This window comes from Telmatocola sphagniphila (assembly GCF_018398935.1).
Taxonomy (GTDB): Bacteria; Planctomycetota; Planctomycetia; order Gemmatales; family Gemmataceae; genus Telmatocola; species Telmatocola sphagniphila.
The window spans coordinates 3720812-3739588 of record NZ_CP074694.1; the positions used below are offsets into that span (position 1 = coordinate 3720812).

Sequence of the window (18777 nt, forward strand, 5' to 3'; positions counted from 1 at the left end):
GAAAACTCGCTGAATACTGAGGGATTCCTTCCTGTTGGTGGATACCTTGTGAAGGCAGATTTTAAGATCTGCCTTCACAAGGTCCTGTCCTGAGTTCCGGCTCAGGACTCTAATTCTCTGTTCCGACCCAGGTCGGCTTTAAGTGAAATAAAGTGATGCAGCTGTCATGCCAAAGAGAAGATTTCCAGTCATCTACATCACAAGTGGTTGTTATGATGGGACTTATGAAAAGTCAGCCAATTTCTCGAGGAGGAAAATTGTATCCCGTGTGCAAAAAGTACAGAGACAAATTGTAAAATTGTAAATTGTATAGGGCGCTTTCAGCGGTCAGCTTTCAGCGGTCAGCTTTCAGCGGTCAGCATTCAGCTTTCATTGCAGATAGTCGTGTGAATACTCTTCAGTGAACGAACTGGCAATGATTTGATATGAGCCAGGGCTCCTAGACAACTCACCCTTACGTCAGCAGACACTTGATCACTGGCCTCTTTTTTCTCATTTCCTGAATATGTCGTTTACTGCTCATCTGGCCAGAGCTCTTATAATCCTAGCTGACCGCTGAAAGCTGAAAGCTGAAAGCTAATAAATAGATTCTAAGCGCATAAAAAAAACCCACCTCGTTACCGAGATGGGTTTTCTTGTAAAAAAGCCGGCAATAACCTACTTTCGCGCTGGAAGCACTATCATCGGCCCTGGAAGCTTAACGACCGTGTTCGGAATGGGAACGGGTGTGGCCTTCCAGGTAAGCTCACCGGCAAATCGCCTGTATATCAGAAACAAATTGGTTGGGTTGTTGCAATCAAACTTCCACGATCTCTTCAAGAACTCATTGAGTTTGAAAAGTGTGGCAAAGCGTTCGTCTGTTAGTATCAGTTAGCTTAGAATATTACTATCCTTACACATCTGACCTATATACCCGGTCGTCTACCGGGAGACTTCAGCAAAGCAAGGATACCTAGTCTTGAGGGAAGTTTCACGCTTATATGCCTTCAGCGTTTATCCATTCCGCACGTAGCTACCCAGCGATACGACTAGCGTCATAACTGGCACACCATAGGTGCGTCCCTCCCAATCCTCTCGTACTAGGGAGGAAGCCTCTCAAGTATCCTGCGCCCGCAACAGATAGGGACCGACCTGTCTCACGACGGTCTAAACCCAGCTCACGTACCGCTTTCATTGGCGAACAGCCAAACCCTTGGGAGCTTCTCCACCCCCAGGATGCGATGAGCCGACATCGAGGTGCCAAACCTCCTCGCCGCTATGAACGCTCAGAGGAGATAAGCCTGTTATCCCCGGAGTACCTTTTATCTGTTGAGCGATGGCCTTTCCATTCAGAACCACCGGATCACTAAGCCCTACTTTCGTACCTGCTCGGAGCATCCTCCTCGCAGTCAAGCACCCTTATACCTTTACGCTCGAAGCCCGATTGCCAACCGGGCTGAGGGTACCTTTGGACTCCTCCGTTACCTTTTAGGAGGAGATCGCCCCAATCAAACTGCCCACTTAGCACTGTCCACCGCCCGGATTCACGGGTCGGGGTTAGAATTCAAACACAACAAGGCTGGTGTTTCATCGACGACTTCAGCTCGCCCGAGAGCGCGCCTTTATAGTCTCCCAGCTACACTACGCATGTTGGGTCTAAACCCAATACCAAGCTACAGTTAAGGTTCACGGGGTCTTTCCGTCTAATTGCGGGTATGTCGCATCTTCACGACAACTACAGTTTCACCGAGTCGCTCGTGGAGACAGTGTTCCAGTCGTTACGCCATTCATGCAGGTCGGAACTTACCCGACAAGGAACTTCGCTACCTTAGGACCGTCATAGTTACGGCCGCCGTTTATCGGAGCTTCGGTCGCCAGCTTCACCTTACGGTTAACCGTCTCCCTTAACTTACCGACACCGGGCAGGCGTCAGACTCTATACTTCCTCTTACGAGTTCGCAGAGTCCTGTGTTTTTAGTAAACAGTCGCTAGAACCTTTTCACTGCGACCACCACGGATGGTGGCACTCCTTTTCCCGAAGTTACGGAGTTAATTTGCAGAGTTCCTTCACGAGCGTTCTCTCGAGCGCCTTAGAATATTCATCTCACCTACCTGTGTCAGTTTTAGTACGGTCGATTTAATTGTCCGGCAGTGGCTTTTCTTGGTTGATAATCTAGAGACTTCGGGATCGTAAAAGCCCTCGTCTTTCGACCCGCCTAATCTAGCAGGCGGTACTCCTTCAAATCAACGTCACACGCCTTCGATCGCATAAATCGGTTACGGAATATTAACCGTATGTCCATCGTCTACGCCTTTCGGCCTCGACTAAGGGTCCGACTAACCCTGGGCGGATTTACCTTCCCCAGGAAACCTTAGGTTTACGGCGAACAGGATTCTCACCTGTTTTATCGTTACTCGTTCCGGCATGATCACTTGTCAACTGTCCATGGCTCGTTATCCGTACCACTTCGCCCTGTTGACAACGCTCTCCTACCATGCTTGCGCATTCACTGCTTCGGTTTTATGCTTAGTCCCGTTCATTATCGGCGCAGGATCCCTCGACCAGTAAGCTATTACGCACTTTTTAAATGGTGGCTGCTTCTAAGCCAACATCCTGGCTGTCTTAGGAATCCAACTTCCTTTCGCACTGAGCATAAATTTGGGACCTTAGCAGGTGATCTGGGTTGTTCCCCTCTCGACGATGAAGCTTATCCCCCACCGTCTAACTGCAAGGACTTGGTACACTGGTATTCGGAGTTTGGTTTCGAAGGGTAGCCGGGTAGGCCCCCTTTCGAATTCAGTCGCTCTACCCCCAGTGCCAACTATCCTAACGCTAACCCTAAAGTTATTTCGGAGAGAACGAGCTATCTCCACGTTTGATGATACTTTCAATCCTCCACACAGCTCATCCCCAAGTTTTTCAACACTCGTGAGTTCGGTCTTCCATGGAGTGTTACCTCCACTTCATCCAGGCCATGCGTAGATCACGTGGTTTCGCGTCTACCGCACCTGACTGATCGCCCTTTTAAGACTCGCTTTCGCTACGACTCCGCGCCATAAGCGCTTAATCTGGCCAGTTACGGTAAGTCGCCGGATCATTATGCAAAAGGCACGCCGTCAGACATTCCCTTGCGGGCATAGTCCTCCGACCGCTTGTAGGCATGTGGTTTCAGGTTCACTTTCCTCCCCTTGTCGGGGTTCTTCTCATCTTTCGCTCGCGCTACTTGTTCGCTATCGGTCACTAGAGAGTATTTAGCCTTGCGGGATGGTCCCCGCCGATTCAGACCACGTTTCACGTGCATGGTCCTACTCAGGATACCGCTCAGTCGTTTCGTCTGCCGCTTACGTGACTTTCACACTCTATGGTCGCCCATTCCTGAAGCGTTCAGCTAGACTATCGAATCTTAAATGCGGTCCTACAACCCCGGCGAAATAGATTCACCGGTTTGGGCTGTTTCCCGTTCGCTCGCCGCTACTAGGAAAATCGCTTTTGCTTTCTTTTCCAGGAGGTACTGAGATGTTTCAGTTCCCTCCGTTCGCCGCATACACCTATGGATTCAGTGTATGCTAGTTCAGGGATTCCGGGATCAAAACTCGTTTGACAGCTCCCCCGGACTTTTCGCAGTCTTCCACGCCCTTCTTCGCCTTCTAGTGCCTAGACATCCCCCACACGCCCTTATTAGCTTGGCCACACTTCTCAAACCCAATTCAGGTTTTACCCCTTATTCGGCCTAAGAAGGAGCCTGATCGACGATATTCGATCTTCTCATTCTCAAATTCTAAGGCTCATGTTGAGATCGCAAATTGCTGCCCCTACATCTCGGCCCATGCCGACCAATATAAGAGCATCGTTTGGATGCAACTTTTTTACCCAACCAATTTGTCAAAGATCAAAACTGCCAACCCTATCGGGCCGGCTCATATCATTTCAGATCGTCTGTAACCTTATCGGCTCTTTCGATCTGAAACTTTACATCACCTTGTCGCAAGTTCTTGTCATTTCAGCACTTGCGTCTCGGCTTAGTAATCTTAGTAACCCATCCAGTTAGTGTCAACCCGTCTCAGAATTTTATTCTTTCGACGTTTCACTAACCCACCGGATGGTCCTGGAGGTGAGGGGGGTCGAACCCCTAACCCCTAGCTTGCAAAGCTAGTGCTCTCCCAGTTGAGCTACACCCCCGGATAAAGCTGAGTCGAAAGCTTTACCTTCCAACTCGAGTGGGCGTACTTGGATTCGAACCAAGGACCTCAGCTTTATCAGAGCTGCGCTCTAGCCAACTGAGCTATACGCCCGCTGCACAACTTACTCAAGATTCAAAGATCTAAAGCAAAAAGCCAAACCGATTAGGTTTGGCTCTCTGAGTTCCGAACTGGAATCCAGAGAGTTATGTTGCAATCACGATTCGATCTTGAATAATCAACTCGTAATACTCACGCAGGACGTTACCATCACTGTTGGAAAGAGAATAATATCCCCGTAGGGTTCGGGCGGCAACAGCGCGGGCCAAAATAATTCCAAATTGTTTTCGCAGCCCACCCAGGAACAGCCCCCGAAAGGATCAACACCCATCCCCCATACAGTTGAGACTTGTAAATATTGTATGAAAACCCTCTCTTAGGAACCCAATATGGCTACAGCACTTGCGCCCATCGAATCGCCCGGCTTCCGTCTGCAACAAGCTTGGAATCAGGAGTGCCTTCCCATTCCCGGCGTCTACCATCCGCTCGTCGCAAAAATTGCTGAAAAAATTGGCTTCCGTGCGATCTACCTTTCGGGGGCGGCCCTTTCCGCTAGCAAAAATCTCCCCGATGTAGGCATCGTTACCCTGCCGGAATTCGTCGAAGCTGCCCGGGAAATCTGCCGGGCAACCGCGATTCCCTTGCTTTGCGACGCCGATACCGGCTTCGGACAAAACCTGAACGTGGAGCGCACCGTCCAACTTTTTGAAGAAGCTGGCGCTGCGGGAATTCACCTCGAAGATCAGGAAATGCCCAAAAGATGCGGTCATTTATCGGGAAAAACGCTCGTCGATGCCGCCACCATGATCTCCAAAATCCGAGCGGCCGTGGCCTCGCGAACGGATAAATACTTCACCATTATCGCCCGCACCGATGCTCGCGGCGTCGGCAATTTCGATCAGGCCATCAGCCGGGCAAAAGTCTATTTGGAAGCCGGCGCCGATGCGGTTTTTCCGGAAGCTCTGGAATCCGTCGAGGAATTCGAAAAATTCGCCAAAGAAGTCGATGCTCCGCTCCTGGCGAACATGACCGAATTTGGCAAAAGCCCCTTAATTCCCAGAGAAACGCTTGCTCAGATGGGTTACAAAATGGTTCTTTACCCGGTAAGTGCTTATCGGGCGGCTCTGTTCGCGACCCGTATGGCTCTGGAACAGATCAAAAAAGGCCCTACCCAAGAACCGTTACTCGACAAAATGCTGTCACGAGCGGAACTCTACGATCTCCTGAACTACACCGATTACGAAAAAAGAGATGCGACCTACTTCGGACGCAAATTACAATAGTCACAACGGGTTCAGGGAATCTTTCGCAAGAAGGCTTCTGAATCCCAGTGATCCCACGGCGTGCAAAACCCTCCGCTCTACATCTTTCCCATGCAGGTGAATGCGAATGACTCCAGCTTACTCTCCCGGACTCGAAGGTGTGATCGCCGGTGAAACCAGTGTATCCTCGGTGGATGAAAGCCTCCGTTATCGAGGCTATGCCATCGAGGATCTGGCGGAACACTGCAGCTACGAAGAAGTGGCCTACCTGCTGCTCTACGGCGAACTTCCCAATGCCAAGCGGCTCGCCGATTTCACCGCCCGGGTCAATGCGGCCCGTCGACTAACTCAACCGCTTCGCGATCTTCTCAAATCGTTACCCAAGTGGACCCATCCACTGGATGCGCTGCGCAGCTCGGTATCGGTTCTGTCCCACTTCGATCAGGATGTCAGCGATAACTCGACAGACGCCAACCTCCGAAAAGCCGAACGATTGATCGCTCAACTCCCCGTCGCGATCGCCGATTACTTCCGCTACTGCAAGGGTTTACAACCGGTTGCCGCCTCGCAGGAACTCAACAACGCGGCCAACTTCCTCTATATGATTCGCGGGGAGAAACCGACTCCCGAAGATACCAAAGCCTTCGATGTGTCGCTCATTCTTTACGCCGATCACGAGTTCAATGCTTCCACCTTCACCGCTCGGACCATCGTTTCCACGCAGTCCGATCTTCACAGCGGCGTGGTGGGCGCCATCGGGGCTCTTAAAGGACCATTGCACGGCGGAGCCAACGAAAAAGTTGTCGGCGTGCTCGATGAGATCGGCAGTCCGGCCAACGCGGAAAAATGGGTGATGGACGCCTTGGCCCGCAAAGAACGGATCATGGGATTTGGGCATCGCGTCTGCAAAAAAGGGGATGTTCGTGCGGGAATTTGCAAAAAATATGCTTCCCAAGCGGCGGCCCGCGCTGGTACAACGCACTACGAAGTGACTGCCGATATCGTCGAGCGGTTGATGGCCGAGCAAAAGAAGATGTTTCCGAACGTCGACTGGCCGGCCGGTCGCCTGTACCACGCCCTCGGCCTGGAAATCCCGATATATACGCCAATTTTCGCGGCAGCTCGCGTCGCCGGCTGGAGCGCTCACGTTATCGAGCAGATGGAGAACAATCGGCTCATTCGCCCGCGCGGCCTCTATAAAGGCCCAGCCGATCGCGTCGTTCCCCCGATCGCGGAAAGGGCTTAAGTTCGAACCCTTCAGAGGGGAGAGACTCGCATGGGTGGGATTGTCAACATTATCATCGGAATCGTATTCGTAGCCGGAGGACTTTCCGGCAACTTGGTGCTCAAAGGGACCTCAAGCGGGCCGGGCATCGCCATCGTAGGCGGAATCCTGATTCTGGTCGGAATTTTCCGATTGGCGCGCGGCTCCCGCGGTTAATTCTTCAGGCGCAGATCGGCCTCAGCAAACCTTCAATTTTCTCGCGATAATGCTCGATAGTCGGGACTTCCAGCCCGACTATCTTGGCCTGATCGTCGTAGCCCCGCACCTTCACCGCCGAGCGATAGTAGGGATTCTCTTCGAATTTCGCTCGTTCTTCCGCATTGAGCGGCCCACCTTGTAATTGCAAACTCAATTGCGAGGCCGGAGATAAAGCAGCCTGATACCTCGGATCGATGGCGCAGAGATAGCGTTTGGCCTCGACATGCAACCGTACCGGTTCGGTCACTTCCGGGCCTAAGTAACTCTTCAACCATTCCTCTCCGGCATCTTCATGTTTGCCATCAATCCCCTGGTCGGCGATGTTTTCCGACATGCCATGCAGCAAGTGGCCAATGTCGTGAAGCAAGGCGGCTACCACCACAGCATCCGATTCGCCGGCTTTCTCGGCCTGGTAGGCGGCCTGTAATGCGTGGGCTTCCTCGGAAATCTCTTCCCCGAAGTAGAGTTTCTGCCCCCGGTTGGCAAACAGTTCGAAGATTTCGTTTACGCAATCGTGCATGAGAGGTTCCTTTTCCGTTGCAGAGGGGGCTGACAGGATTTTGTCCCTCTTCGTAGTCAATAACTAACGATGTGTTATCGTGGTCAGAAAAAGAACATAGACGGTGAAAGGCTAATTCACCGTCTTTTCACGAGTTGAGTAAGTCGCCAGGAGCCTGGACTGCCAACTTATTTCAAAGGTTCGTCGAAATCGACCTTGTACTTCACCAGCATGCGATCCCGCAACGATTTCTTATCGTAATCGATCATCTTCCAAGCCTGCTTGCGATTTTCCTCGTCCTTCTGGATGAGAGCCCACTGCTTGGCTTCAATCTCGGGAATATTCGAGGAGATGTAGCCATTCCCCCAGAAGATGCTGCCACCGTAGTTGAAGTAGTACTTCTGCGATTGCAACTTGTCGAGCTCGATGGGAGTGCCGCGCAGCGACTCCGCAATGGCCATAAACTTTCTTTCGGTCGCCTGACCGAAAGCCAGCACTTCCGGATCGACGTTCAGCACCGAAACCTGCGACATTTTGCGGGTATAAACTTCGTACCACTGGGCATGCTTGGCGGCTTCGGGTGGCTTGGGATTTAACTGGGTATTTCGCTTCAGTTCGGCAATGTATTGATTGATCGTGCGGTAGTAGCGATGCGAAGCCCGGCCATCCGGCCCGGAAGGCATCACTTCGAGTGTGGTGATATTCGCCAGACTCGGGGAAACGATCGGTGTTCCCAAGATGGAAGTCATTTTCATCAGGTCGCTATCGCTGAATCCCAGGTCGAAAATCACCGAGTTATTTTCCACTCGCACTTTAGCGCCGGGCATATCTTCGAGGGTGGTGCCGTTCTGATCCATGATGTAGAGAAGGAAATTCTTCAGACTCGTCAGGTTGTTCGTCGCGTTGATTCGGGAATCGAGGTAAATCGTGGCCCGGGTGGTTTCCCCGAAAGTCACAGCAATTCGCACCCCTTTCAGCGCGGAAAGGAATCGCTGAGCCACTTCCATCGTCTTCAGATCCTCTGCGTAGATCTTCGAAGCTTCCAGGGCCCGGCGGAGGCCCATCGGGTTGATCATATCGTCCGTTTCCACGGCCATCATAATGTGTGCGGAACCGCTGTAGACTACGGCGTTCTGCAGATACGGTGTGACCACGCTCTTAGTGTTGGCGCGGGCGAATTTCAGCCATTTGGAAACTACCTGTCGCTGCTTGGAGGCGACGTTGGCCAGCAATTCCGGGTGCAGGCTCACGTAGTAGCCGCTCTGGGGACCCACGGCCATTTTTTCGCCGCCGATTTCTTCCACCGTGCCGTGTAACTTCGCGGCCAGCCGGTCCAGGGAAACTTCCTTAGTGGTCGGGATTAAGCTGATCGACAGTTCGCTGACGTTATTGTGCGGATCGAATTGCGAACCGATAATCACGCGCTCGATGGACGGGTGAATGGGAATAGTCCCGGCCAGATATTCGAGCGATTCCTTCTGCCCCCACTTTTCGCGAACGCCCCGTGGAGACTTGATAATATCCGCTACCTGGATCCGCAGAATCGCATTGGTAGTCTCCGGAAAGTAGTTCATCAGTTCGGAAAGCGGCGGCCCGGCCTGAGCGGACTGTGCCAGACCGAAAACAACAAAACCCGCCCACAACAGGTGCAGAGATCGTCGGAGCATAGCTGAACCCCAAATTCAATGACAAATTGTCCCTAATGGGAATTTAGGATTTTTCTATCAGAGAAATGGTTTTCACCACAGTATTTTCTGAAGGGAAAGTGTGTAAAGCCGTTATGGAAAGAATTCCCCGCCCGGCCTGAACCGACATGTAGCTGACCGGTGTCAGGAAAAGGCGATTTTGGGGATTGAACCGAAACAGAAGGCCGCTTTTGGAGCCATCGGAAATGATTTCCGACTGCACTTTCTCGAAATGGACCTCGGAAAGCGACTCGACCTGGGTGGTCGTGCAATAGCGAAATTCCGGGATCGGATGCAGGGTATCGTTACGCTCGCCCTGGAAGCGGTGCCCCATCAAATGGCCGTGCGAGGGCAAGGGCTGATTGCGGACGGAGGTGACTTCGGTCAGCCAGAAAAGCGGGTTACGAAAGGTCAAAACGTGGCCACTGGGTGTGAGACGTACGGAAATCTGGTAATCGTCCTTCTGCACAGTGCGCAGCATGAACGTCTGAAACAGCTCCGGATGAACCGGCCGGCTGTACAGATGGAACTCCAGATCTCGGACCCGAGGTCGCAGCACATTTCCCTCCTTGCGCGAATTATAGCTTGCTTTCCAAATTCCCTCAATGGCGACCGGTAACTGACCTACTTACCGTAAGAGATTGAGCTTTTTCAAAGTTCAAAGGACCAATTGTTAAAATAAGGCTCGCGGCCGATCCTTGGATCCGCTAAGTTCAGCAGAGATACTTTGAATGCCTGGGGAATATTGACGCCGAAAGCGACTTTTAACATGCCGAATAGTACCGCTCGACCGCCGCAGGGACCGTTTGCCGGCTCTCGCTGCGTGACCGGTCCCGGTCATCAGTGGGGCGAGGCGACGATCCGCCGCGTCAATGAAGATGGCACCTTTAAGGTGGAACTTGACATCAAGTCGATGCTGATCCTGAAATACTGGCAGGGCGTGACCCGCGAGGAAATCACTTTCGACGATGATCTTCACTGGCCGGCAATGTTCGCGAAGTTCAGTTCCAATCGGACCACCCTGACCAAAACGGATTTCGCCGCCGCGCTGGAACTGCTCGGCTACAAACTCGAACCGGAGGTCACGAATCAAATCTGGGACCAGCACTGCCACCACCTTTTTAAAGTGGACGGCGACGCCCTGAACACCCTCGCTCTGGATCCGCCTTCGAGCTATCGGTTGTTTCTGAACCTCGGTCTGCCTTTGAAAGTGATCCATCAGAAACTCAACTCGGAGCAACCGAAGGAGTACTTCAAGCTGTACTGGAACCAGACAAGAATGGCCGGTCGGAACCCCGCCGAGTTGCCGCGGGATGTGCGTCTAACGGATACGGTTCAGGCGCTTGGCTTGGAAGAATCGCAGGAGGATAAAAATACGACGGCTTTCCTCGAGGAATTTGAGAAAGAAAATTCCCTTTCGCTGCCGGAGAATTTCAAACGCATCCTCGGTCGCACCGGGGCATCTACCGCAATTGACGCCTGTCATCCCAACAATCCTTCGCTGTTGAAATTGGTCAAGCGGGACTGGAGTCTGGAACGGGGCAAAAAAGCGGAAGGCCTTTTGGGCGATAACGCTTTACTGTTTATGGTGCCGCATCAGGGAGATCACGACTGGTGGCTGGTGTTCGATAATGGTCAGACGGACGGCACGGTCTACGTTCGCTGGTATTCGGACGACGGCCAGAAGTGGTTATTGACCGCGCCGAGTTTTGCCTTCTTCTTGTGGGATCTGGCGCAAACCGGTTTGGTCTGGTATCAGGATACTCAATACGAGGGGGGCAAACCGGTGCTGAAAACGGATATTGGTTTGGTGCCGAAGTGAGGGGGAGATATGGAAAGGTTCCACCTCCTTTCCATATTTTCACTTTTCCACAATTCTTTATTTAAATTTTCATCCACAACATGTTAATTAATTTGCTTCGCCAGATTAGTGTTGACAGGCATTAGGCCTATCTACTATGTTATGCGTAGTAGCTACTGGCACGGGTGAATAATGAGCAGCTTTGAGACGCAATTACGAAAAGGTCTTGCGGAACTAGCGGTACTTGCCGTGCTAGCCAAAGAGGAACTCTACGGTTACGGGATTGTGGAAAAGCTGCGGGAACTAAACGGTTTGAATCTTTCGGAGAGCACTGTTTATCCAATACTTTCCCGACTTGCGCAGGAGAATCTGCTCGCCACGCGTACGGAAGCTTCTACGGCGGGGCCAACTCGGCGCTATTATCGACTCACGGAAGCAGGCTTCCGGAAATTACGCCTGCATTCCTCTTACTGGAAAAGTGTATCGAACTCCATTTCAACCTTATTAGAGGGGATTTAAGGATGGCAACTCTAGCCCTTAAAACAGCGTAGTTTTTTGGGGAATTGTTTCGATTTATCGAAGAAAGCTCGAAATCCTTTTTGTTTTCTGCGGTTTGTGTAAGTAACCGCTTAACAAATCGACAGTCGCAAAAAGGAGTTTCGAGTGAATGTTATTTTCGGACGTTGGTTTCAAAAATGCAAGAGTCGAATCGAACGTCGCCTGGCTAAGCGAGAGGCCGCGATGACCTTCGCTCCTTCTTTCGACGCCTCCAACATTCATTACGAAGTCTCCGAACGCGTGGGGGCGATCAGTTGCGGAGGCCTCGGGGCCATGCACCTTCTGGCCCGGCGTATCGGACTGATCGACGACATCGACGAGAAGCTGCATCTGCTCCAATTTCAAAGGCCTTACTCGGAATCGGACCACGTGTTGGCCATCGCTTACAATTCCCTTTGCGGGGGTACCTGCCTGCAAGACATGGAACTGCGTCGCACGGACGAAAACTTTCTCAACGCCTTGGGCACTCAGCGTTTTCCCGACCCGACTACTTCGGGCGACTTTTGTCGACGCTTCGATAGTGGCAGCATCCAGGCTTTGATCGACGCTTTCAACCAGACCCGTTTACGCGTCTGGTCGAAGCAACCCGATTCCTTTTGGGAATGCGCGAAGATCGACGCCGACGGCAGCTTTACCCAAACGCGTGGCGAGCGTAAAGCGGGGATGGACATCAACTATAACAGAGACTGGTGTTACCACCCCCTGGCGGTGACCCTGGCCAACACCGGTGAGACGCTGAGCATCGTCAACCGTCCCGGCAATCGCCCTTCGCACGAAGGGGCCGCGGTCGAACTCGACCGGGCTCTTTTGCTGTGCCTTCAAGCGGGCTTTCGCAGGATCGTCTTTCGCGGCGACACCGATTTCTCGCAGACCACTCGCCTCGACGGCTGGGATGCCAACGCCAAGGTACGCTTTTATTTCGGCTACGATTCGAAGCAAAACCTCGAAGCAATCGCGGAAAAACTGCCGGAAGCGGCTTGGCACAAGCTCGAGCTGTCCCGCGCAATACTCGGCGAAAGCGAAGTTGCGACACCGACGGGAAAACACCAAGGAGCGGATCGTCCAAGAGCGGGAATTCGTAAATGTGAAGTTGATCTCCGAAGCGGTGGCCGAGTTCGAGTACCAACCGACCGCTTGCCGAAGCGGCGTATCGCCTGGTGGTGATTCGCAAGAATCTTTCCGTGGAAAAAGGCGAATCCGTTCTGTATCCGGACGAACGCTATTTCTTCTACATCACCAACGACCGGGAGTGCACGGCCGCCGAAGTCGTCTACGAAGCCAACGATCGCTGCAATCAGGAAAATCTGATAGCGCAGCTCAAGGGCGGTTGCCGGGCCTTGCACGCGCCGCTGCACGATCTGGAAAGCAATTGGGCGTACATGGTGATGGCCTCCCTGGCCTGGAACTTGAAAGCCTGGTGGGCCTTGACGTTGCCGGAAACTCCTGGTCGCTGGCGGGAAAAGCATCGGGACCAGAAGCAGTCGGTTTTGAAAATGGAATTCAAAACCTTCCTCAATGCTTTCATGCTTCTGCCTTGTCAGATCGTCCGGAAGGCCGGCCGCATCGTCTATCGATTGCTCGGCTGGAACCCGCACTTGCCAATCTTCTTCCGACTACTGAAAGCACTGAGGTGCTGATCGTTCGACCGACTGAAGTCGGGATCCGGATGTCCCGATCCGATAAAACGCCGAGAGCTATTCGCGGAAAGGAAGAATGTTTGAAAAATAGAAGTATGCGTTCGGCCGAGCGAAAAGCTCCGGCGTGGGGGACTCATCGAACTATCTCGCTAAAACTCCCCACGGAATTGGCATCAAAAACTTCGCTTGTTTGAGGTCTAGCGGAAAGCACGATTGTTTTAGAGGATTCTTTGCAATCGCTAATTAACACCCGGCTCGACACAATTGATCGTCTGCTCCTGGGGCAGGTTTCTCGTGTGGATCGTGTTTCGATAGTGAAGGAAGTCGAGTCACAAATTTACGAATTGATCGCATTAAAGGATGCGGATTCGATTTCGCGAGAAGACGTCTTGGAAATTTTGGGCAAACTCGATCCACCCGAAGCGTATCTTCCGGAAGAGGGCTCGACACCGGAAAGAGTGATTATCGCTCGGAAGAAATCATCGTCCGAGTCTATAGTCATCCCCATTGCCAAGAATCCTCCAAGAGAGCTTGGACGTCTGGGGGGAATCCTGGGATTAACTTCGCTGGGCATGCTTTTGCTAAGTTTCGGAGTGCTCATCTTAATCGCATTGAAAAATTACATTCAAGATCCGCAAAACTTTGCCTTTGCATTGGGGTTTTCGTTGATTATTCCTGTGGCCACATGTACATCAGGTCTGGTCGTTTCCATAATTGGCGTAAAGAGGAAATTTATGCCAATTGCAGGTATCATTGCCTCCACGATGACAATTAGCATAATCCTCGCGCTAATTGGCCTGATTTTATTTTTCATCTCTGACAAGCCTCTTTCCTATGCTGGTTAGCCTTTGATGGGCGGCCTATAAAATTCCCTTCTGTTAACTCAATGAAATGCGTGAGCTCCATTTCTGCTCACGTTGCCCTATAATTACATTCTCACTGCTTACAGTGATCAACTGATTCTCCCTCCCCGCCTCGAAGAGCCTTCCATGAAAGCCAAGCCAATTTTCACACTCTTATTGATATTTTTGCTGCCGCCTTACGTGGCCGCCGACGATCCCGTCAAAAAGCCCGAGTCGAAAAAGACTCCCGAAGTCTTCGACCTGTGCCAACAGCAGACGCCAATCCGCAACCAGGGCGGCCGGGATACCTGCCCCTACTTTCCACCGGTGGCCGCGCTCGAAGCGGCTTACAAGCGGGCGGGAATTGCGGTCAATTTGTCGGTCGAACATCTCATCTGGAATCGCAATGTGATGAGTAGTAGCGACAAAAATAGTCGTGATGTGGCCGAGGATCTCATCAGCACCCTCGGCGGAGGCGGCGGCATGGGAGTCCTGCAACAATATGCCGTTTGCCGGGCCGAAGAGATGCCCTATCGAGGTTCGATTCAATACCCCAAAAATTCAGGACTGGAAAAGTACGATTGGTCCAAGCCGTTTAGCCAGATGGCTCTCAATCTCTGGAATCTGGACCCGGCCAATCTCCCGGCGGCCGCCCGCACCGATGCCAAGTACGCCATCGAGAAGTTTGATAGCATTCCGGCTCACGATTTAAGGAACTCGGCTAAGTTCGAGGAGATTCTCTATTCAGGTCACGAAATCGTATTCAGCATGAACATTCACGCCAACAGCAACGACCTGGCGGCCAAAGGGCAACCGGTCTGGAGGCTGAAGCCGAACACGCGGGGCGATTCAGTGAATCACTTCATGCTGATGGTGGGCTATGACCGCGCCCGCAAATTCTTCGTGGTCAAGAATCAGTGGGGGCCGACCAATTACACGGCCCAGCAAGGCAAGCTCGCCGAGGGCTGGAAGGATATCATCAAATACGACGGGTTTACACTGGTAGATTACAACTATCTGGCGACTTTTTCGGAAGCGCATTACATCACGGAAGTGGCCCCGGTTGGCAGTCGACGGTTTATTCCGCAACGGGCTATCGGACAATGGGAAGTCACATTCAAAAAGGAGGGGAAGAAGGTCAATTCAGGAGTTCTTTGCTGGCGGCATCCTCCCATATCGGCTGAGGGAAAGCAAAAAGCCGATTTACGTCTTGGCGAACTCGTCCTGGCCAATGGGGAGCAGTACCGGGTCAACGGCAAACTCGACGGGGATGGCTCGAAGCCTTATCAGATCTCGCTTCATGTGGATTTTTCGAAGGGCACCCTGCCCCTCGATTCGACGGCGGGCGCGACCTGGAAAGGGACTCTCCATCTGCCTGATAATGGCAAGGCGACCATGCACCTGAAACCGCACGGCGGGGCAAAAGAGAAAGTAGGCGATGGGGATACGAACGAGCTGGAGATCGACGCCAAGCTGGTTCTGGATCAGAATTTATTGAGGGAGATAGGCGAACATAAGTAGAAAGGGAAGATTCGGTTCAGGGAAATAAATGAAATTTCCAAGGGGTGGAAAAATACTTTCATCCCTCCTTATCCCTTGATCAATTTTTTGATACCGAATTTTACGTCTTAACACCTTAGGCAATTTCAGTTCGACTTCTCCAGGTCCGAATTGAGATCAACTTCACCCTCTTCCTGAAGTTCAGCTCCCTCGTAGTAATGATGAAACAGATAAACGACATCACCGGTCAACGCGATTCCCAAAAAAGCGATAAAGCATTGTACGAAATGGGAAAGGCTCATATTCCCGTGACGGTAGGTACCGATCATCGCACTGGCCATAACCAGACCGAAACCTCGCGTAAACCATATGGGTAAAGTCGGAGTCGATCCAGATTTTGGGCCTCGATAAAGCCTCAACCAAACAAAAAGACTTATCCCAAAAAGAAGGGCCATGATACCCGTTGCAGCTAGAAGCCCTACCGTTTCGTTCTTATCCTTGTTGGTTATGGAGCCTACTAGAAACATAAGTGTCAAAAGAAAAAAGATGAACACAGTGAATCCCAGGGGACCAAGCAATATCCAGGGTCGCTGATAAGTCGGTTCATCAACGAACTCTAAAAGTGGATCTTCTTCCGGGATCATGCTTGGGGTTCTCTGATAGTTGCAATTGCAAAAGCGGGCAATCCTCTAGTCTGATAAGAATACCAAGTATTCTGTGGTAATGCCTACATTTTTAGGTTGTAGCCCATCTTCGTGTCTGAAGTTCGGAATCAGCTAATTCTCAAAAAAACATGAACTTAACTCACGGGCAAGAGGCCAAACAATTTTCACAATCATGCTAGAAATTTTGTCACAGACTCCCTCTTACGCTTTAGGAATGGCTAGTGTTTCTCTAATCTGTGTACTCCACTAGTAGAGGTTCGGGCCATGCATAAAACTCATGTTTCTATTCAGCGAAGACGAAAATTCTTCCTGCTACTCCCACTCCTGATAGGCTTTTCCCTAGGATTCGGAGGGCCGTTACGTTACCTGCACGGAAAGACAGTAAACGCTGTGCCGGTGGAATTTAAAGATTTCCAGCAACCTCCCCAGTCTGATATTAATACGGCGGCCCGCCAGGTGGCCGAAAAAATACTGGAAGGGATTGCGAAAAAAGACGCCTCATTAATAGCTCGCCACTGCACCACCCCTTTTCTAGGTGGCTCGCCCCACCTTCAAAAAATTCTGACGAACGAAAAAGATTTGGCTGCTTCCTTGAAAACCGATCTGTGCGAAGGGCCTTACATGCCTTACATGTTCGAGCCCAAATGGGAGATTACAGCCACCCTGACCCCCGCGGAGTTCAGAAGAGAATACGCGGACTATTTGACTATGGATCCGGAGACTCTGAAAGCACTGGAAAAACTCAAACTCACAGCCAGGGATCGGGTCGTCGTCGAAAAACGGCGGGGAATGCTCGTCCTAGTCCGTTCCGATAAGGGTGGTTCGCGAGCCATAGGTATCGTGACACTCGGTTTCGGCCCACCCCCTTTCAAACTCACCCGGGATGTCATCTACCGCCGGCGACATGGTGTGGCTTTGACTCTTTCAGTTGTGCAACCTCCCAAAAATGCCAACGGAGCGGCCATTATTCTGCCAATCAATGACAGTTTTGTCTCGTTTCCGAGGCCTTTTAACGCAATGGGATTAGGCACTCGCCAGCAAGGTTTGTTGGATGCCGGGTTTACATTGATCTTTGTCACGCCCGGCAGCGCCCCCAAACATACTATCCCAGAAATTCTCAGCGATATTCACACGGCGGTAAAGTATGTTCGATATAACGCGGATCAGTTTCAGATCGATCCCGACCGGCTGGCCATCATGGGCGCAAGTTCCGGCGGATATATATCTCTGATGCTCGGTTTAGCCGATGGGAAAGGGCCAACTTTTCCTCCCGATTCAGATCCCAGCCAGGTTTTCGTCAAATACGATCCACTCGAAAATGTTTCCAGTCGGGTCCAGGCTGTTATCAGCATGTGTCCGCCTACGGATTGGCTGAACTACGGGGAAAAAGGGAAATCGGTTCTGGAATTCCCGCTTTTTCAGCCCTATGTGGGACTCTTGGATCTTTATGAATACGATCTTCGCCGCAATGGTTACAACAAGATTTCGGATCGAGAAAAGCATCTCCAGGAACTTAAGAAACTGTCTCCCGTGCATCTGGCCACGGCCAAAGCCGCTCCCATTATGTTCATCCATGGGGACAAAGACCTGAACGTGCCGATCCAGCATTCTATTTCCATGCATGAGGAACTTAAGAAAGTCGGAGCCCAATCGGAACTTATCACAAAAGTCGGCGCGGACCACGGCTGGCCGGAAACCGTCGAGGAAACGGCCATGATGGTGAAATGGCTGAACGAAAGGATGCCGGCAAAGAAGTGAAAGATTTGATGACAGTAAATATCTCGCCCGCTGATTTATCTTCCCGGGCGAACCGCATTAAAACTCAGAGTCTGATTTAAGTTTGTAAATCCATCGTCGCTTCATTCCGGTTACTCTCCCGGCTCCTGCTCAAAGAATCGCTCAATTCGTTTATCGGGAATGAACCAGATGAAGGCGACGAGCAAGTAGATCCCACAAGCAATCCAGGAATCGACGAATGCCAGGATGATGGCCAGAAGATATAACCCCAGCGACACCCAGCCCTTAATATCCCTTCCCATCGCGGCGGCCAGCGTCGAATCATAGCCGTGATTTTCGATCAGCACATAGATCAGAATTTTCCAGGAGGAGGCCGCAAGTAACAGCACTACACCGTAGACCACCACCGGCCAGGGGGCGAAATGTGTCACCCCCACCCAGTGGGTAATTACTGGGAACAAAGACAGCCAGAACAGCCCGTGTAAATTCGCCCAGAGAATCGCCCCATTCACCGACTTCACGGCCTGAAACAAATGGTGATGGTTATTCCAGTAGATTCCGACGTAGATGAAACTGAGAACGTAACCGAGGAAGGTAGGAATCAACTCCTTCAGAGAACTCAGACTGGCATCGTGCGGGGCTTTCAACTCCAGAACCATAATGGTGATAATAATCGCAAAAACCCCGTCACTGAAAGCTTCCAGCCGTCCCTTGCTCATGTTCACGGCCGCTTTACTCGCCGATGTCGAAGGCTCTTCCACTGTTCCGATCCCCTGAAGTTTTTACCGAACCCAGTCAATCCTTTCCGGTTAGATAGGGCCATTCCTCGAAACGTGTAGTGGCTGATTTCTGTGGAAAACCCCCGAAATCAAAATTGGGAAAGGTTTCTC

13 protein-coding genes, 2 tRNA genes, 2 rRNA genes and 1 pseudogene are annotated in these 18777 nt (G+C 51.6%); 9 read left to right on the plus strand and 9 right to left on the minus strand.

Features of this window, described 5'->3' with window-relative positions:
- Positions 1–644: 644 nt before the first annotated feature.
- The 4 genes from rrf to KIH39_RS14735 all read right to left on the minus strand — a co-directional run bounded on the left by rrf (position 645) and on the right by KIH39_RS14735 (position 4272).
- A 5S ribosomal RNA gene (gene rrf / locus KIH39_RS14720) occupies positions 645–753 on the minus strand.
- A gap of 88 nt (positions 754–841) precedes the next feature.
- A 23S ribosomal RNA gene (locus KIH39_RS14725) occupies positions 842–3669 on the minus strand.
- Positions 3670–4086: 417 nt separating this feature from the next.
- Positions 4087–4159, minus strand: a tRNA-Ala gene (locus tag KIH39_RS14730).
- Positions 4160–4198: 39 nt separating this feature from the next.
- Positions 4199–4272, minus strand: a tRNA-Ile gene (locus KIH39_RS14735).
- A 335-nt stretch (positions 4273–4607) separates the two neighbouring features.
- Here KIH39_RS14735 and prpB point away from each other — a divergent pair.
- The 3 genes from prpB to KIH39_RS14750 all read left to right on the plus strand — a co-directional run bounded on the left by prpB (position 4608) and on the right by KIH39_RS14750 (position 6921).
- Complete coding sequence (gene prpB, locus KIH39_RS14740) at positions 4608–5501, plus strand: methylisocitrate lyase (RefSeq protein ID WP_213493996.1); 894 nt, start codon at positions 4608–4610, stop codon at positions 5499–5501.
- A gap of 106 nt (positions 5502–5607) precedes the next feature.
- Positions 5608–6726: a citrate/2-methylcitrate synthase gene (locus KIH39_RS14745; protein ID WP_213493997.1), complete on the plus strand. Its 1119-nt coding sequence runs from the start codon at positions 5608–5610 to the stop codon at positions 6724–6726.
- A gap of 30 nt (positions 6727–6756) precedes the next feature.
- Positions 6757–6921, plus strand: coding sequence for a hypothetical protein (locus tag KIH39_RS14750; RefSeq protein WP_213493998.1), 165 nt, complete (start codon positions 6757–6759; stop codon positions 6919–6921).
- 4 nt (positions 6922–6925) lie between these two features.
- Here the strand turns inward: KIH39_RS14750 and KIH39_RS14755 are convergent, their stop codons facing one another.
- The 3 genes from KIH39_RS14755 to KIH39_RS14765 form a co-directional block, all read right to left on the minus strand.
- Positions 6926–7483: an HD domain-containing protein gene (locus tag KIH39_RS14755; RefSeq protein WP_213493999.1), complete on the minus strand. Its 558-nt coding sequence runs from the start codon at positions 7481–7483 to the stop codon at positions 6926–6928.
- Between the two features lie 167 nt (positions 7484–7650).
- Positions 7651–9129 carry a hypothetical protein gene (locus KIH39_RS14760; RefSeq protein WP_213494000.1) on the minus strand — a complete coding sequence of 493 codons (1479 nt, stop codon included), beginning with the start codon at positions 9127–9129 and terminating at the stop codon, positions 7651–7653.
- A gap of 43 nt (positions 9130–9172) precedes the next feature.
- Positions 9173–9706, minus strand: a complete 534-nt coding sequence (locus KIH39_RS14765; protein ID WP_213494001.1) for a DUF2617 family protein — start codon at positions 9704–9706, stop codon at positions 9173–9175.
- 210 nt (positions 9707–9916) lie between these two features.
- Between KIH39_RS14765 and KIH39_RS14770 the strand changes: the two genes are divergently transcribed.
- The 5 genes and pseudogenes from KIH39_RS14770 (at position 9917) to KIH39_RS14795 (ending at position 15506) form a co-directional block, all read left to right on the plus strand.
- Entirely contained in the window at positions 9917–10969 is a 1053-nt protein-coding gene (locus KIH39_RS14770) for an SMI1/KNR4 family protein (protein WP_213494002.1), read from the plus strand.
- A 171-nt stretch (positions 10970–11140) separates the two neighbouring features.
- On the plus strand, positions 11141–11467 hold the full coding sequence (locus KIH39_RS14775) for a PadR family transcriptional regulator (RefSeq protein ID WP_213494003.1): 327 nt from the start codon (positions 11141–11143) through the stop codon (positions 11465–11467).
- Between the two features lie 144 nt (positions 11468–11611).
- Positions 11612–13143 (plus strand): annotated as a pseudogene (locus KIH39_RS14780) (IS1380 family transposase).
- 230 nt (positions 13144–13373) lie between these two features.
- Positions 13374–13988 carry a hypothetical protein gene (locus KIH39_RS14790; RefSeq protein WP_213494006.1) on the plus strand — a complete coding sequence of 205 codons (615 nt, stop codon included), beginning with the start codon at positions 13374–13376 and terminating at the stop codon, positions 13986–13988.
- 144 nt (positions 13989–14132) lie between these two features.
- On the plus strand, positions 14133–15506 hold the full coding sequence (locus KIH39_RS14795) for a C1 family peptidase (protein WP_213494007.1): 1374 nt from the start codon (positions 14133–14135) through the stop codon (positions 15504–15506).
- Positions 15507–15631: 125 nt separating this feature from the next.
- On the opposite strand, the gene KIH39_RS14800 is transcribed toward KIH39_RS14795, so the two are convergent.
- Positions 15632–16129 carry a hypothetical protein gene (locus KIH39_RS14800; RefSeq protein ID WP_213494008.1) on the minus strand — a complete coding sequence of 166 codons (498 nt, stop codon included), beginning with the start codon at positions 16127–16129 and terminating at the stop codon, positions 15632–15634.
- 285 nt (positions 16130–16414) lie between these two features.
- Here KIH39_RS14800 and KIH39_RS14805 point away from each other — a divergent pair, with 285 nt between their 5' ends.
- Positions 16415–17908, plus strand: coding sequence for an alpha/beta hydrolase family protein (locus KIH39_RS14805; RefSeq protein ID WP_213494009.1), 1494 nt, complete (start codon positions 16415–16417; stop codon positions 17906–17908).
- Positions 17909–18018: 110 nt separating this feature from the next.
- On the opposite strand, the gene KIH39_RS14810 is transcribed toward KIH39_RS14805, so the two are convergent.
- Positions 18019–18606, minus strand: coding sequence for a TMEM175 family protein (locus tag KIH39_RS14810; protein WP_213500427.1), 588 nt, complete (start codon positions 18604–18606; stop codon positions 18019–18021).
- Positions 18607–18777: the final 171 nt, after the last annotated feature.

Bases quoted from the DNA above. Each gene is read 5' to 3' on its own strand.
- prpB (WP_213493996.1), top strand. From the start codon at position 4,608: ATGGCTACAGCACTTGCGCCCATCGAATCGCCCGGCTTCCGTCTGCAA.
- KIH39_RS14745 (WP_213493997.1), top strand. From the start codon at position 5,608: ATGACTCCAGCTTACTCTCCCGGACTCGAAGGTGTGATCGCCGGTGAA.
- KIH39_RS14750 (WP_213493998.1), top strand. From the start codon at position 6,757: ATGGGTGGGATTGTCAACATTATCATCGGAATCGTATTCGTAGCCGGA.
- KIH39_RS14755 (WP_213493999.1), bottom strand. From the start codon at position 7,483: ATGCACGATTGCGTAAACGAAATCTTCGAACTGTTTGCCAACCGGGGG.
- KIH39_RS14760 (WP_213494000.1), bottom strand. From the start codon at position 9,129: ATGCTCCGACGATCTCTGCACCTGTTGTGGGCGGGTTTTGTTGTTTTC.
- KIH39_RS14770 (WP_213494002.1), top strand. From the start codon at position 9,917: ATGCCGAATAGTACCGCTCGACCGCCGCAGGGACCGTTTGCCGGCTCT.
- KIH39_RS14775 (WP_213494003.1), top strand. From the start codon at position 11,141: ATGAGCAGCTTTGAGACGCAATTACGAAAAGGTCTTGCGGAACTAGCG.
- KIH39_RS14795 (WP_213494007.1), top strand. From the start codon at position 14,133: ATGAAAGCCAAGCCAATTTTCACACTCTTATTGATATTTTTGCTGCCG.
- KIH39_RS14800 (WP_213494008.1), bottom strand. From the start codon at position 16,129: ATGATCCCGGAAGAAGATCCACTTTTAGAGTTCGTTGATGAACCGACT.
- KIH39_RS14805 (WP_213494009.1), top strand. From the start codon at position 16,415: ATGCATAAAACTCATGTTTCTATTCAGCGAAGACGAAAATTCTTCCTG.
- KIH39_RS14810 (WP_213500427.1), bottom strand. From the start codon at position 18,606: ATGAGCAAGGGACGGCTGGAAGCTTTCAGTGACGGGGTTTTTGCGATT.